The organism is Paenibacillus sp. P4_E11 (genome assembly GCF_056401635.1).
This window is the reverse complement of the sequence record NZ_JBFUIX010000004.1, coordinates 127,030-142,016: the sequence shown is the minus strand read 5'-3', so window position 1 is coordinate 142,016 and position 14,987 is coordinate 127,030. Positions and strand designations below refer to the sequence as shown.

The following is a 14,987-nucleotide window of genomic DNA, read 5'->3' as shown; positions in this document are numbered from 1 at the left end:
ATTGTTGACGCGACTTGACGTGACTTGACGTGACTTGACGTGACTTTATTTTCCAAACCATGGTATGATAATCGACAGGATTCGATAATAGAAAGGAAGAATAGGTATGGAACAATTGCAAGTTTTGTATAAAAGAAATCGGTTATTGGTGTACATTCTATGGTTCTCCTTGTTGCTCGGCATCGCTACTAATCTCTCCACGGACGCCACACAGACCAGTACGCTCATACTGGTGATCGTTGGCGGAATCATTGCGATTCTGGTGACGGTACTCTCCTGGAAGCGATGGCTGGCGAACGGGATGAAGTATATCCTGACCTTATCGCTTGCTATTATCTCATTCCTCATGATCTCCACGACCGATAGCTTCGCTACATACCTGCTCATTTACTATAGCTTGGCTGTCACTACGTTGTACAACAACTACCGGCCGATTCTGCTATCGGGGTTGTTCGCGCTCTTGTTCACGAACTATTTCTTCGTGGTCGATCGGGAAACACTGTTCGTGGCTTTCAACGATGCAAGCATTATTACATTCAATTTGTTCGTCGTCCTTATTACCGGTGCGCTTACCGCTTCGGGAGTGTTCGGGGAACGGCTGCGGCGGGACGCACAAGTTGGTTATCAGCAAGTACTGTCAGCGCAAGAACGGACGGAGAGTACGCTGCATATCGTCAGCTTGACTGCCGAATCGCTTGATCGCTCAAGCACCGGACTGCGGGAAAATGCGGATTCCGTTGGCGTCATCTCCAGGGAGATGACAGCCGCGTTCACTGAAGTTGCGGGCAGCACGGAGCAGGTGAATGTGAGCTTGGCCGCGGCAAGTGTATCCGTACGGGTGCTGAATGATGGGACGGTGTCTATCGTTGATTCGACGGCCAAGCTTCGGGAGCTATCAAGCTCGAATGCGTTACTGACGAATTCCAGCATGGAGCAGGCAGACTTACTGGGCGAACAGATGACCCAGGTTAAGGGGATCATGGATACGACGGTTGTCTTGATGCAGGAATTGAACGAACAAAACCGCCAGATCGGTGAACTAGCCAACACGATTAATGAGATAACGAATCAGACTAACTTGCTGGCATTGAATGCTGCTATTGAAGCTTCACGCGCTGGTGAGCATGGAAGGGGCTTCGCGGTCGTGTCCTCCGAGATCCGCAAGCTTGCAGAGAACGCGAAGCGGTTCACGGAAGAGATTGACGGCATCCTGGAGGGAATCTCCAGCAAGACGGCTCATGTCACGGACCGTGTATTGGCTGGGCAGCAGTCGGTCACGGCCGGCCAAGAAGCCTCCGTGGCGATGGAGCAATCGCTTCGCGAAATGGTCGACAACACTGTCGAGCTGGCGAGCCGCTCCGGCGAAGCCGCAGATTCGGCCAACCGGCTGCGGGAATCATCACAGTCCATCTCGGCTGAGATGGGGTCGATCTCTATGCTGACGGAGCAGAACATGGCGACGGTGGAGCAGATTCTCGCGGGCATGGAGAATCAGGATCGCCGCATTAGCGGCATCGTGGATGGCGTGCGAGAAGTCGATAGGACGGCGAAGGAATTAAGGGAGAAGACTGTATAGGGTGAGCCGAATGCGATGGACCTGACTGGAAATCTTCGGTCAGGTTTTTTTGTTTAGTAAAAGCCCCAATATAAGAAAGTTAATGTAACAAAATACCTGTTGACAGTCCACTAGGTATCGATTAATCTGAATACCAACTAATCTTATATGAATAATTATATTAATATGAATATTCATCCCGGCGGGAGTGGACAACCGATGGAACCGCTGTTGCGAGTAGACCATTTGCAAACTGTATTTCGAACGGATTCCGGGGAAGTGACCTCGGTCGAGGACGTAAGCTTCAGCATTAAGCAAGGAGAGACGGTAGCGTTGGTCGGCGAGTCTGGAAGCGGGAAGAGCGTGACGGCGCTCTCAATCATGAGCTTGCTGGGCAAGACCGGCTGGGTTAAGAGTGGCACGATCGAGTTCGATGGCCGCAACTTGTTAACAGCAAGCCCCAATCAAATTCGTCAAATGAGAGGCAAGGACATCTCGATTGTGTTCCAGGAGCCAATGACTTCCTTGAATCCCGTGTTCACGGTGGGCAACCAGCTCATTGAGGGTGTTCGCTTGCACCTGAAGTGGAGCAAGAAGAAGGCGTGGCTACATGCGATAGAAATGCTCAAGAAAGTCGGCATCTCGCGTCCCGAATCGGTCATGCATGAATATCCGCATGCCTTGTCCGGTGGGATGAGGCAGCGGGTCATGATCGCGATTGCGATGGCGTGCCAGCCACAGCTGCTCATTGCTGATGAGCCTACGACAGCACTCGACGTAACGATACAAGCTCAAATTCTGAATCTATTGAAGAAGACCCGAAGTGAGAACGGACTGGCGATGCTGCTCATCACACATGACTTGGGCATTGTGGCAGAGATGGCAGACCGAGTGCTCGTCATGTACGCGGGGCAAGTGGTGGAAGAAGCGGATGTGCATACGTTGTTCGAACGGCCGAGCCATCCTTACACGAAGGGCTTGATGGAGAGCATTCCACGTCTGGATCACGATCCGGATCAGCGATTATTCGCCATTCCAGGAACTGTACCGTCGCTTACTACGATGCCCAAGGGCTGTCGGTTCCATAATCGATGTCCATGGGTGACAGATGAATGTCGAACCGAGCAGCCGAAGCTAGTGCCGATAGACGGGAGCGCTCATCAAGTCAGATGCTGGGTCGCACAGGGAGGCGAACATGATGGGGCAACGAAATGAATCGAGGACACCGCTGCTGCAAGTGGACAATCTGAAGAAGCATTATCCGATCAAGAAAGGACTGTTTTCAAGAACGGCGGGGGTTGTTAAGGCGGTTGATGGTGTTTCTTTGACTATATTTCCGGGTGAAACACTGGGTTTAGTCGGAGAATCTGGATGCGGCAAATCGACGACAGGCAAGCTTATTGTCAAGCTGGAAGAGGCAACCTCGGGAACAATCGTGTTCGGTGATCACAATATCTCATCATACTCCACAGCCCGGATGAGGAAGATGCGGACCGAGCTGCAGATCATATTCCAAGACCCGTATTCCTCCTTGAATCCACGGCAGCGGATCGGCAGTCTATTGGCGGAGCCCTTGCTCGTACACGGGATGGACAAGGCGAAGGTGGACGGAAGGGTCGACGAATTACTCGAGCTTGTTGGCCTATCCCGTGCGCACAAGCATCGGTTCCCGCACGAGTTCTCGGGCGGGCAGCGGCAACGAATCGGCGTAGCGAGGGCCATCTCGCTGAATCCCAGACTTATCGTATGCGACGAGCCCGTCTCGGCATTAGATGCATCGATTCAGTCACAAATTCTTAATCTGCTTAAGGATCTTCAGAAGCAATTCCAGTATTCCTACCTGTTCATAGCGCACGGGCTAGGCGCTGTACGGTACATCAGTGATCGTGTCGCCGTGATGTATCTAGGGAAGATCGTGGAGATCGCCGAGACAGAGACGTTGTTCCACTCACCCAAGCATCCCTATACGAAGGCACTGCTCGATGCGTATCCAGTACCGGACCCAAAGCTCAGGGACGTGGAACGGGTCGTGCTGGAGGGCGAGGTGCCGAATCCTGCGAATCCTCCGGCGGGCTGCCGGTTCAGCACAAGGTGTCCGTTCGTTCAAGACAAGTGCCGTGCTCTCGAGCCTGATCTGACAGGAGATCCACACCATGTCGTGGCGTGCCATTATCCGTTGTCATAACTATCAACCGACGATACAAGGAGGAGATTCCGAATGATCACATATTTGGTGCGCCGAGTTCTTGTCGCGATTCCTGTGTTGTTCGGGATTACGATTCTGAATTTCTTCATCATCCGCTTGGCACCCGGCGATCCGGTAGACATGTACATCGATCCTTATACGACTGCTGCGGATATCGCCTTGAAGAAAGAGCAGTTGGGCCTGAATGAACCGCTCTGGGTGCAGTACGGGTACTGGCTGGGCAACATGCTGAAAGGAAACTTCGGGTATTCGTTCAGCACATATGAGCCGGTTGCTCATGTTATTATGAGCCGCATTGGACCGACTTTGCTGCTCATGGGAGCGGCGATCCTGATCGCTTATGTGATCGCCATCCCCGTAGGGATGTTGAGCGCCATAAGGCCGTACTCGAAGCTGGACTATTCCGTGACCAGCATCTCGTTCCTGGGCATCTCGCTCCCTAACTTTTTTCTCGGTCTCGTTGCGATTTACTTGTTCTCCTTGCACTGGAAGCTGCTGCCCTCAGGTGGGATGAAGACACTTGGCGGCAGTGGTGGAATCGGCGATCTGCTGCAGCATCTGATCTTGCCTGCTGTCGTGCTTGCTACTGGTGTAGCTGGGCAAATGATCCGCTATGTGCGGGCTAGCATGCTGGAAGTATTGGGGCAAGATTACTTGCGGACCGCCTATGCCAAGGGAGTGAAGCCTTTCTTCGTAGTCGCGAAGCACGGATTCCGTAATGCGCTGATTCCGGTTATTACTGTTGTTGGCTTGGATGTCTCCATTCTGATCGGGGGTTCCGTCATCACGGAGAAGATGTTCCAGTGGCCGGGAATGGGGCAACTGACGATGCAGGCGATCTTGTCCCGCGATTATCCAGTCTTAATGGCTGTGAATCTGTGCGCCGCCGTACTCGTGCTCACGATTAATCTGATTACGGACATACTCTACTCATTTGCCGACCCGCGCATTCGGTATCGATAGGAAGGAGGCGCACGATATGCAACAGAGTGCTGAACCGATCGAAGCGGAACGTCCATCAGGATGGTCTCGATTCCGAAGGCATCGTCTGGCGGTCGCAGGACTTATCTTCATGCTGATCCTGGTCGTCGTCGCAATACTCGCACCATGGATCTCACCTCATGATCCGTATCAATTGTTCCCGATATTCCAGGCGGCGCCATCCGCCGAGCACTGGCTCGGTACCGACCAGATCGGCCGCGATGTGTGGAGTCGGTTGTTATACGCCGCCCGTGTATCCTTGGCGGTCGGCATCGGTGCCGTCTTCATCTACATGATGATTGGCATCGTAGTGGGCGTAGTGGCCGGATACTTCGGCGGATGGGTCGACTTGCTCGTGATGCGCGTAGTTGACGTGACGATGTCGTTCCCGACGCTGCTCGTCATTCTCGTGCTGGTGAGCGTGTTCGGACCGAGCTTGATCAACGTCGTCCTCGTACTGGGATTCATGGGGTGGCCATCTGTAGCCAGGCTTGTACGAGGCAGCGTCTTGTCGATTAAGCAGATGGATTATGTGAAGGCCGGAATTGCACTGGGCTTGCCAACAACGAGGCTGATCACCGGCCATATTCTGGTTAATGCGATGGCTCCGATTCTCGTCAAAGCGACCTTTGGTGTGGCTACGGCAGTATTAACGGAAGCTTCGCTCAGCTTTCTCGGACTGGGCGTCCAGCCGCCGATAGCGAGCTGGGGCAATATGCTGACCGAGGCGCAGAGTCTGACGACGCTCGCCACGAAGTATTGGCTGTGGGTGCCGCCGGGACTGATGATCGTACTGGCTGTGCTTTCGATTAATTTCATTGGAGACGGGATTCGCGATACAGTCGATCCCAGAAGTGTGCATTAACCTGCAATCATAATCAAGAATGGGGGATTTATTCAATGAAAAGACTAACTTACTTATCATCGATGCTCGTGCTATTGTTCGCTCTGGTGTTAACGGCGTGCTCTTCAACAGGAGACACAACGAAGCCAGCAGACGGGGGCTCACCTGCATCTACAAATAGCGGCAAGCCAAAATCAGTCAATCTGGGCGTATTCAACTCGCCACAAACGTTCAACCCGCTGCTCAGCTCAAAAGACTTGTCTTCCTCCGAGATCGGATCGCTCATCTTCGATCCACTCATTAGCCGGATTAAACCGCTTGAGTTCCTGCCGCACTTGGCAGAATCGTTCGAAACGAAGGACAAGCAGACGTTCACAATCAAGCTGAATGCCAAGGCCAAGTGGACCGACGGTAAGCCGGTTACGACAGAAGATGTCGCTTTCACCCTGCTGCTAATTGTCAATCCGAAGGTAGAATCCAGCCTGGGCTCCTCGCTTGCTTTCTTTGAAGGGGTCGATGCGAACGGTAAGCTGCCAGAAGGCAAGACCGAAATTTCCGGATTGAAAATTATTGATGCCCAGACGTTCGAGTTGAAGGCCAAGAGCCAAGTAGACCCTAACATTGTGAAAGAGCAGTTCGGACTGAAGTTCAAGCCGCTGCCGAAGCACATCCTGAAGGACGTGAAGCCGGAAGACTTGGCCAAACATCCGTTCATGCAAAATCCAAATGTATCCAACGGTGCGTTCAAGTTCGTCAAGTATGAGAAGGATCAGTATGTGGAAGTAGCGGCGAACAAGGACTATTATCGGGGAGCGCCGAAGCTGACGAGCGTATTCGTGAAAATCATGCCGAGTGCGAACCTCGTGGCCCAATTGCAAAGCGGTGAGATCGACATGAACTATGGCCTGGGAATCGGGAATTTGCCTGATCCAGACTATGACACGATCAAGAAGAATACGAACTTGAAGACGAAGCTGGAACCGCAGATCGGGATTCAAACGATGCAGTTCAATACGAAGACGATCAAGGATCCGAAAGTTCGCCAAGCACTGGGTTACGCGACCAACCGCAAGCTGATCGTGGACAACCTTATGAAGGGTGATGCCGAAATATTCGACGGACCTTACCCAGGCTTAAGCTCTTACCAGAACAAGAACGTCAAGCCACTCGCCTACGATCCGGAGAAAGCGAAGAGCTTGCTGAAGGAAGCAGGTTGGGATTTCAACAAGGAGCTGGATTTCGTCGTGCCAACCGGCAATCAGATTCGGGAGCAATCCGCGCAGATTATTGCGGAGAACTTGAAGGCAGTCGGCGTGAAAGTGAAGATCAGCAAGTACGATTTCGCCACGACGAGCCAGAAAGCGCAGAAGCAAGAGTTCGACTTGCTCTTGACCGGGATCTCCATGAACATAGACCCTGATACGTCAGCTTATTATCACAGTAAAGGTCTGAGCAATTCGCCAGCTTACTCCAATCCGGAGATCGACAAGTTGCTGGAGCAAGGCAAAGCAGAAGCCGACGAGAAGAAGCGCAAAGAAATTTACGACCAAGTGCAAGTGATTGCCCAACAAGATTTGCCGTTCATCACGTTGTATTACAATCCGGCACTCGTTGCTACGAACACCCGGGTGATCAAGGGCGAGCCACGCTTGTTCGGTACGACCTACGACGTGAACGAGTGGGATGTTAAATAAGACAAGAGGGGTGCAACTGACATGACAACAACGAAGAGAACGATGCAAGTGACGGCAGAATGGCTGGGCAACCGGCGGTTCCAAACAAAAGGTCCAAGCGGATACCCGATCCTGCTGGATTCCAATGTACAGAATGGTGGAGAAGGGACGGGCAACAGCCCGCTTGAATTGGTCATCATCGGACTTGTAGGCTGCATGGGGATGGGCGTCAACAAGCTCCTGGACAAAATGCGCCAAACGGTGGAAAGCCTGAACATCGATGCAGAAGCCATCCGCTCGGACGAGGTTCCGCATGCGATCACAGAGGTGCATCTCACCTTCACGATCACGGGCGACATCGTTCCCTCCCGGATTTGGCGGGCGATTCGACTGGAGCAGGAGCAATATTGCCCGGTAGCCGCTTCGCTCAAGGCTGTCATTATCCCTCATGTGGTGCTAAACGGCAGTGAATTGCAGCCATCGAGCGAGCCAGAGGAAGAAGACGATGAGCAGGTCCAACTATAAACCAAGCCAAGTGATGCTGGCGTCATTGAATCCATTGCCTCCACCTCGTGGGGGCTTTTTTTCACAGCGCTCCTAGCCGAGATAGGCATAACTAGCCGACGGGAAAGGACGTTTCGTGTTCGAGGGCAAGAAAGAAGGACATTCCCAAAGGGGACGGAAAATTCCGTCCCCTGGGTATCCCGACCATTCGAGATCAAGTTAAGCGCTTTCTTATCCGTCTGAAGCGGATCGTTATTTCGGCTGAGACTTCATCTTCTCGGTCTGTATTGATTTATTGAGCTCCTCGTCGAAATCGCGCAAAATCGTGTTCGAATCGCTCTTGAGCGTGAACAGCTTGGAGAAATTGACAGGTATATTCGTCAAGCTTTCCAACCGAGCGGGCAATGCAGGCGCGTCCGGATAATAGTAAAGCGCATTAACGTTCTTGCCTTTCCACTGCGGCAAGTCTTGTCCGAACGATTTTCTTACCTCCGGGTTGACCAGAGGCGTGCCGACCGCTTGTTTGGTGAGCTCGGTCTGATACTCGTCGGAAACGAGGTAGGCCATCACTTTGAACGCCTCATCCTTATGCTCCGAAATGGAAGAGAGAAACAGGGAAAGTGAGGCCGGCTTGAAGCCGGTTTTCGGTTTTTGCGGCAATTCCGGCACGGAGACGAGATCCCAGTCGAGACCGGCTGTTGCTTGACTGATTGCTCCTGGGTCGAGCAACATCGCGACGTTGCCTTTGACGGCGTCCGTCGTGGGTATGAAAGCATTATTCGGAATTTCCCCGAACCGCCTCACATTATCGAACAGCAACTTCCAACCGTCCGTGTTCATCGCCGCTTTGTCTTCCTTCAGATCAAGAGGGCTAAGGGAAAGCTGATTATTAAGCAAAATATTGTTGGGGGTAGCGGTAAACCCATAATAAGTCGTACCTGAGTCGACCCTCGTCATTCTTCTCGCGAGCTCGTAAACTTCGTCCCAGGACATGCCGTCCCTCGGGTATGCCACACCGAACCGGTCGAACAAGTTTTTGTTGTAATAGAGCGCATACCGGTTCATCGTGAACGGAAGCCCGTACAGCTTCGCTTCGCTGTTTGTCGACATGGCATGGGCAAGCGCGTTCGGCTCGAATACATTCAGCTTGAAGTTATGGAGCTTGATCATTTCCTGCAGATCGGTTTGCAAGCCGAACTTTTTGATCGAACTTACCGTAAAGCTGGTCGATTCGTAAATGATGTCGATTTCGGTTTTGCTGGCGATCAAATCCGAATAATCCATCCCTTTCTCTTTCTTAATCTCTTTAAGCGTAATATGGGGATATTTTTGTTGAACGGCTTTAAGGACCCCCATCTTCTCAAAGTCTACACCCCCGGGCTGAGCATTGTAGAGCGTAATCGTTACCGGCTTGGCCGCCGCCGTCTGCGTTCCGCCCACCTTCTCCCCGGACTTTCCGCAACCGCTTACAACTACCAAGCCCACCAATAAGCAAACGGCGGCTTTTCCCCATTTTACTATCATACCAGGACACTCCCTTATCTAATTTGCTGCGAGCACAAGATGCATGTTACATCTGTTACTCATTATAAGTGTCTGCCGGAGCGCTTCCAGTTTCATTTTAGTTTAATTAAAAACCCTTACAATACAACGATTTCCGAAGGATACAGCGCTTTCTTCCGCCGCAACAACGTGTTACGATGCATATACGAACTATACTAACGGAGGTGCATTCATGCCGGTCATCAAGCAAGTAACGCTCCGTACGATCGCGGCAGAGCTCGGATTAACTGTCCAAACCGTCTCCAAAGCTTTGAAGGGAAAGCCGGGAATGTCCGAGATGACCCGGCAGTTGATCGTCAAGACCGCGGAACGGCTGGGCTATTTCACGAAAGAGCAGATCCTCAGCTTGCGGGCGGACCACATTATTCCCTATCCTCTTGAACGGAAACGATTCCTGCTCCTCCAAACGACGCAATCCGTCAACTTTTACAATCTATTGCTGCAAGGCTTGCACGAACGGTTCGCTTCGCTCGGCCATCATATCGAGCTCCTAATGCTGCCTTACACGATCAAGGAGAAGGTCATGGCGGAATGGATCGAGCTCAACGGACTGGAGTTTGCCGACGGGTTGTTCATCGCCCCCAGCATATATCCAATAGAGTGGGAGCCTAAGCTGCTTCAGCTGCCGGTGCCGAAAATTTTGCTAAGCTATCCTCCGCTTGGAACGAAAGTGGACAGCGTCATCTGGGACATATACGAAGCGACGTTCCAGGCCGTCGCCTACCTGCGGTCGATCGGTCATACAAAAATTATGTATGTAGGGGATACCCATCACCAAAGGGGATATATTTTACGCTGGCAGGCGTTTTTGCACGCGATGAACGAATTCCGCACCCAAGTGGACCCATCCGCCCACTCGATCAGCGATCGGTTCGCCAACCTCAATTGGCTGGAAGAGCTGGGGGAGAAGCTCGTCCGCTATGCCCCCACCGCGATCATCTGCGGAATCGACGGCGAGGTGCCCGCAGTATATCAGCTTTGCTCGGAACTTGGGCTGAGCATCCCGGAGGATATTTCCCTGATCGGTCTGCTCAATGAACAGCCGGATTCGCTGCCTCCCTTTACGATGCCGATTCTCCCTATTCGCGAAACCGGCTACAGAGCCGCCGACCGCATGCTGTGGCGTATCGCTAACTCCGCTCTTCCGTATGAGCATATCCGTATTCAAGGGGAACTGTATATTGGCAGAACTACTGCCGTTAACAATGCGGGAGCACGGCCGCACTAGCACGGCTTTTACATGCATGGTGGCGGCGGGAGTACTTATGGGGTGAAGCCGGAATATGCCGGAAACGTATATCCCGGTGCGGTGGGGGGATTTCTAGGGACAGCACCGTGTATCAAACGGTCGGCCCCGTCCCTCGGGTGACCTTTTGGGTCCTTTGAGGGGCGGCTAATTCGATCTTTTTACGTTGGAGAGACATTGTGGGGAATGGATGTTAATGTAATAAAATGTTTGTTGACAGATAGTATCGGATCGATTAATCTAAAAACCAACTAATCTTATATGAATAATATATATTAGCGCAAATTGTGAGCAGGTCCAACTACAAGCGATGGGAGTGGAGTCACCGTGTCTAAATTGAGTGATTATTTGATCGATAAACGTAATGCGCTTCTGGCCAGAATATCGAGATTCGAGAACACGCCGGATTTGCATCCGAATAAGATGACCGCGACCGTGCGCGCCGCAGGCCGCAGTGGTGTACGCGAGATTCGAATCCGCGACTTCCAGATTATTACCGACAGCCCGGACGATTACGCCGGACATGAGTTGGGGCCCAGCTCGCCCGAAACCCAGCTCGGCGTGTTGGGCAGCTGCGTGACCCATATTACATTAATTCAGGCGGCCGACCGACAAGTTGTGCTGGATGCCTTGGAAGTGAAGGTTACGGGAGAGATTCATCCGATGGCCGGCCGCCAAGGCTATGAGCATATCCCGGTCGCTCCGCAGAACATTGCCTACACGCTGTTCGTCACCTCTCCTGAGTCGGAAGAGACGATCCAGGCTCTGCTTGCGGCAGTCGAGAAGGCTTGCCCGATCTTGAACCTGCTAATCAATCCGCAGAAGATTGAAGGTCAACTAGTGCTGACGCCAAGCAAGAAGTAAAGCATGGAAGTAGGGGAGTCTCCTGAACCACCAATAAGGTGGAAATGGAGGCTCCCTGTTATTTAACTCCTCATTCTCTTCCCCTGTATTTGCGCGGCGTAATCCCGTTTGCTTTCTTAAACAGTGTACAGAACTGAGCATCGTTAAAGAACCCGCTCTCCTGAGCCACAGCCGATATGGACATGTTAGTCTGGGTCAAAAGCCGCTTCGCCTGTTCCAACCGCTTGGACATTAGATAGTTAATAGGTGAGAGGTTGTAGGTTTCCTTGAACAAGTGGCGGAACCTGTCGTAGCTGTAGCCTACAAGGTCGGCCAGCGCTTCGACGCTGATCTTCTGGCTGAGATTCTCATCGATGTAATTCCGTGCATAGATCATCTTGTCGGCGGATGAATCCGAGAATGTATAGTCGTCGTTCCGTAACAGTTCGATTAGCATCTCGCCGACAAGAAGATTTAATTTGGCCGCATAGAAAGCCTTTTTATACTGCAGTTCCTCCTTCAATCGTTCCAGTAAAGATAGAATCTGTCCCTCCGTATGATCCACATGTAAGCCCTCCCGCAGTTGAACTGTCCCTGCTTGCATCTGAAATCCGATGAACAGCACATCTGTATCCGTGTCACGCTTCTCATCATGCGGCGTGTAAGGGCGGATAATCGTAAACATACCAGGCTGGTAACGATACACTACATCTCCCAAACGAGTAGTGCCGTTCCCGCTGATATAATACACCAATTCATAACATTGATGTGTATGGAGCGCTATGTAGGAATGCTTCGTCCGGGTAGCTCGTAAGAGGAACTCCAACTGTCCTTGCATACAGATCCTTCACTTCCTTCCTAGCTGAGCTCAACTATATCCAAATCGTATAAAAAGTAGACCGAATAATGATAAAAATATACCTTGAAAAAGGCTACAATTTCAATGTGAACTTTATAAAGAAAACTTAGCTATAGCCAAATGATAATAAATCAAGCGACAAGGGCGCAAGTAGCTCCGCTAAGTCCTTTGGCCAACAACATCTTTCTGAAGGAGTGGTTTAATGCATTACCCTAAGCTAACCGATGAGCAACGCGTCAAACGATTGAAGCCGCCGACGGGGCTTATTCATATGGTCCTGGACACGGATACTTTCAACGAAATCGATGATCAATTCGCAGTAGCTTATGCGCTGCTTGCGCCAGAACGACTTAAGGTAGAAGCCTTCTATGCGGCCCCCTTCTTTAATGAACTTTCGACAGGGCCGAAGGACGGCATGGAAAAGAGCTACGACGAGTTAAAGAGAATCCAAACCCTGTTGGATCGTACGGATATCCCTGCCTATAAGGGATCCGAAGAGTACCTGCCTGATGCTCATACACCCGTTGAAAGCGAAGCGGCCCGTAACCTCGTAGAGCGTGCTATGGCTTCCACGGACGAAGATCCGTTATACGTAGTTGCAATTGGTGCGATTACGAATGTGGCCTCAGCCATCTTGATGGAACCCCGTATTATTGAGAAAATAGTCGTCGTCTGGCTCGGAGGCCACGCTCTGCATTGGCCCGATACGAAGGAATTTAACCTTAGTCAAGATATCCATGGGGCAAGGGTGATACTGGACAGCGGTGTCCCTTTGGTACTTATTCCTTGCATGGGTGCAGCCTCCAACCTGCTGACGACACTGTCGGAGGTCCGGGATTATGTCAAGGGACATGGTCCATTCGGAGACTATCTGTATAAGACCTTCCTCGAATGTAACAAGGATCATTTTGGTTACTCCCGGGTGATATGGGACATCTCGACCATTGCTTACTTGCTCGAAGAGAGTTGGACGCCCAGCGTGCTGGTGGCGAGCCCTATTGTTTCGGATGATTCTCGTTGGAGCTTCGCCCCGTCTCGTCATCTCATTCGTTATGTACGCCACATCCACCGAGATCCGGTATTCCGTGATTTATTTAGGCGGCTGCAGAGTATAAACTCCAAACACAGCAATCCGTAAGAAATCCCACCTTTTCAGAATGCTATAATGGGGACGAACGAACACACCCAAAACTAGATGGAGGGATGATAAAGGATGGCAACACTTAAACCTTTCCTTTTTTCGGAGGATTCCAGAGCTCAAGCGGAGTTCTATATCGGAGCGCTTGGTGGGGAGATCCAGTCCGTCATGACGTTTGGACAGGCTCCGGAGCCGAATGATGCGATCCAAGACAAAGTCATGCACATGTGCCTGACTGCAGGAGGGGTAACCCTCTTCATGGCCGATTCCCTCGTCCCCCTCACACGCGGGAACGGCTTCAGCCTGAATCTGGAGTTCCAATCTGGAGCCGAAGGCCGGGAAGCGTTCGATAACCTTGCGGCAGGCGGCAAAGTGATAGTTCCGCTTGAGCCGGCTTTCTGGGGTGGCAAGTACGGCGAACTGGAAGATAAATACGGCGTGTTATGGATGATCAGCTGTTAAGCTGAAGAAGGTTTATATCCTGCTGTTGTGCAACAGCCTTAAATACTGGGCTACAGCCGTTCAAGCCTGACGCGGAGTGGAACCCATCCGCCTGACCTCCCCACACGCATAACATAACACAAACGCCAAAAAACCTGGCCAGTGTAAACATCCGGTCGGGTTTTTCTTACATCGCGCCTAGCCAAGCTAGGCACAACCAGCCGGTGCGAGTCCGGCCGAGGTAAGAGCCAAGTCGCCATATAGCTGACAGGCAATTGGTGGAGAGATCGAAAGGTAAAGCCCTGAAAAGAGAACGCGCGCCTCCGATGAAATTCACTTTATCTACTCTACTGATGACCTCTAAACTAGTAAATCCTGCGAAAGTGCATCATTTTTGATCGAAACAGTAGTTTCTGAAGGAAATCCTGCAATTGCAGCATTTTCGCTCTACAAGCCCTGCATGGCGTTCGGTTGAAGCTCATACTTCACGACATATTTACCGTTCGGTGCGGTTACAGCTGTCAGCCATCTCTTCGCGCATAACGATTGCAGCACTCGGACCGCGGAGCGATGGTTGATGCTGGGCTGCGTCACCACATCGATAGAACGCAGCGGACGTGCGAGCAACCGGTCCAGACGAATGATTTCACGTTCAGCCACACCCTGAAGCGTATCGGGTGAAGCCATAGGCTGATAGCGGCTGAGTACCATACGCAGCAAAGTGATGCACAATTCAGGTCGGTGGGCGACGTCATCATAGGCGAATGAAATGACTTGATACCCCATGGCCGCTAAGAAAGTTTCCCGCTTCAACTCGTTGCAATACGATTGTCTGTCCATATCACGCACGTGGGGGCCGAATCCTTTGATCTCAATAATGAGCTTCACCACTCTCGTAAGCCAGGCGAAGTCGCAAAAGTAGGACCGTCCCCTCCAATCGAGTACTTCGTATTCTGGATGCAGATCGTCGAAATTCCCTTGCAGAATCCACCAAATGTTGTGACAAAACAGCTTTTCGGCCTCCTGATGTCCTCGCTCCAATCTGCCTTTGCGTTCTCATGATCTTCGCTTCAAGTGGTCTCGAATAAAGGAGGCATGCGCTTCTTCAAAAACTGATAATCCTGTTCCTCTCAT

Annotated in this window: 14 protein-coding genes; 11 read left to right on the top strand and 3 right to left on the bottom strand. The window is 51.6% G+C overall.

Translation table 11 applies throughout. The features are described 5' to 3' along the window. Nucleotides 1-106: 106 nt before the first annotated feature. The 7 genes from AC1DWB_RS03365 (at nt 107) to AC1DWB_RS03335 (ending at nt 7,784) form a co-directional block, all read left to right on the top strand. Complete coding sequence (locus tag AC1DWB_RS03365; protein WP_477539609.1) at nt 107-1,576, top strand: DUF4077 domain-containing protein; 1,470 nt, start codon at nt 107-109, stop codon at nt 1,574-1,576. Nucleotides 1,577-1,774: 198 nt separating this feature from the next. Next, a complete protein-coding gene (locus AC1DWB_RS03360; RefSeq protein ID WP_477539608.1) occupies nt 1,775-2,770 on the top strand; it encodes an ABC transporter ATP-binding protein in 996 nt (331 codons plus the stop codon). Beyond that, nucleotides 2,754-3,740 carry an ABC transporter ATP-binding protein gene (locus tag AC1DWB_RS03355; RefSeq protein WP_477539644.1) on the top strand — a complete coding sequence of 329 codons (987 nt, stop codon included), beginning with the start codon at nt 2,754-2,756 and terminating at the stop codon, nt 3,738-3,740. The genes AC1DWB_RS03360 and AC1DWB_RS03355 overlap by 17 nt, the downstream gene beginning before the upstream one ends. 33 nt (nt 3,741-3,773) lie before the next feature. After that, entirely contained in the window at nt 3,774-4,724 is a 951-nt protein-coding gene (locus AC1DWB_RS03350; protein ID WP_477539607.1) for an ABC transporter permease, read from the top strand. 16 nt (nt 4,725-4,740) lie between these two features. After that, a complete protein-coding gene (gene opp4C, locus AC1DWB_RS03345) occupies nt 4,741-5,607 on the top strand; it encodes an oligopeptide ABC transporter permease (protein ID WP_477539606.1) in 867 nt (288 codons plus the stop codon). A gap of 35 nt (nt 5,608-5,642) precedes the next feature. Then, nucleotides 5,643-7,280 (top strand): ABC transporter substrate-binding protein, encoded by a 1,638-nt coding sequence (locus AC1DWB_RS03340; protein WP_477539605.1) that lies wholly within the window; start codon nt 5,643-5,645, stop codon nt 7,278-7,280. A gap of 21 nt (nt 7,281-7,301) precedes the next feature. Beyond that, nucleotides 7,302-7,784 (top strand): OsmC family protein, encoded by a 483-nt coding sequence (locus AC1DWB_RS03335; protein WP_477539604.1) that lies wholly within the window; start codon nt 7,302-7,304, stop codon nt 7,782-7,784. 231 nt (nt 7,785-8,015) lie between these two features. Here AC1DWB_RS03335 and AC1DWB_RS03330 read toward each other — a convergent pair whose 3' ends face one another. After that, complete coding sequence (locus AC1DWB_RS03330; RefSeq protein WP_477539603.1) at nt 8,016-9,287, bottom strand: ABC transporter substrate-binding protein; 1,272 nt, start codon at nt 9,285-9,287, stop codon at nt 8,016-8,018. A gap of 211 nt (nt 9,288-9,498) precedes the next feature. Between AC1DWB_RS03330 and AC1DWB_RS03325 the strand changes: the two genes are divergently transcribed. After that, nucleotides 9,499-10,554, top strand: coding sequence for a LacI family DNA-binding transcriptional regulator (locus AC1DWB_RS03325; RefSeq protein WP_477539602.1), 1,056 nt, complete (start codon nt 9,499-9,501; stop codon nt 10,552-10,554). A 345-nt stretch (nt 10,555-10,899) separates the two neighbouring features. Further along, a complete protein-coding gene (locus tag AC1DWB_RS03320; protein ID WP_477539601.1) occupies nt 10,900-11,436 on the top strand; it encodes an OsmC family protein in 537 nt (178 codons plus the stop codon). Between the two features lie 70 nt (nt 11,437-11,506). Here AC1DWB_RS03320 and AC1DWB_RS03315 read toward each other — a convergent pair whose 3' ends face one another. Continuing rightward, nucleotides 11,507-12,253, bottom strand: coding sequence for a helix-turn-helix domain-containing protein (locus tag AC1DWB_RS03315; RefSeq protein ID WP_477539600.1), 747 nt, complete (start codon nt 12,251-12,253; stop codon nt 11,507-11,509). A 223-nt stretch (nt 12,254-12,476) separates the two neighbouring features. Between AC1DWB_RS03315 and AC1DWB_RS03310 the strand changes: the two genes are divergently transcribed. Beyond that, entirely contained in the window at nt 12,477-13,412 is a 936-nt protein-coding gene (locus AC1DWB_RS03310; protein WP_477539599.1) for a nucleoside hydrolase, read from the top strand. A 75-nt stretch (nt 13,413-13,487) separates the two neighbouring features. Beyond that, nucleotides 13,488-13,874, top strand: coding sequence for a VOC family protein (locus tag AC1DWB_RS03305; RefSeq protein WP_477539598.1), 387 nt, complete (start codon nt 13,488-13,490; stop codon nt 13,872-13,874). Nucleotides 13,875-14,300: 426 nt separating this feature from the next. Here AC1DWB_RS03305 and AC1DWB_RS03300 read toward each other — a convergent pair whose 3' ends face one another. Beyond that, the gene (locus tag AC1DWB_RS03300) at nt 14,301-14,894 is read right to left on the bottom strand and encodes a DUF559 domain-containing protein (protein WP_477539597.1); all 594 of its coding nucleotides are present in this window, start codon (nt 14,892-14,894) and stop codon (nt 14,301-14,303) included. Between the last annotated feature and the right edge of the window lie 93 nt (nt 14,895-14,987).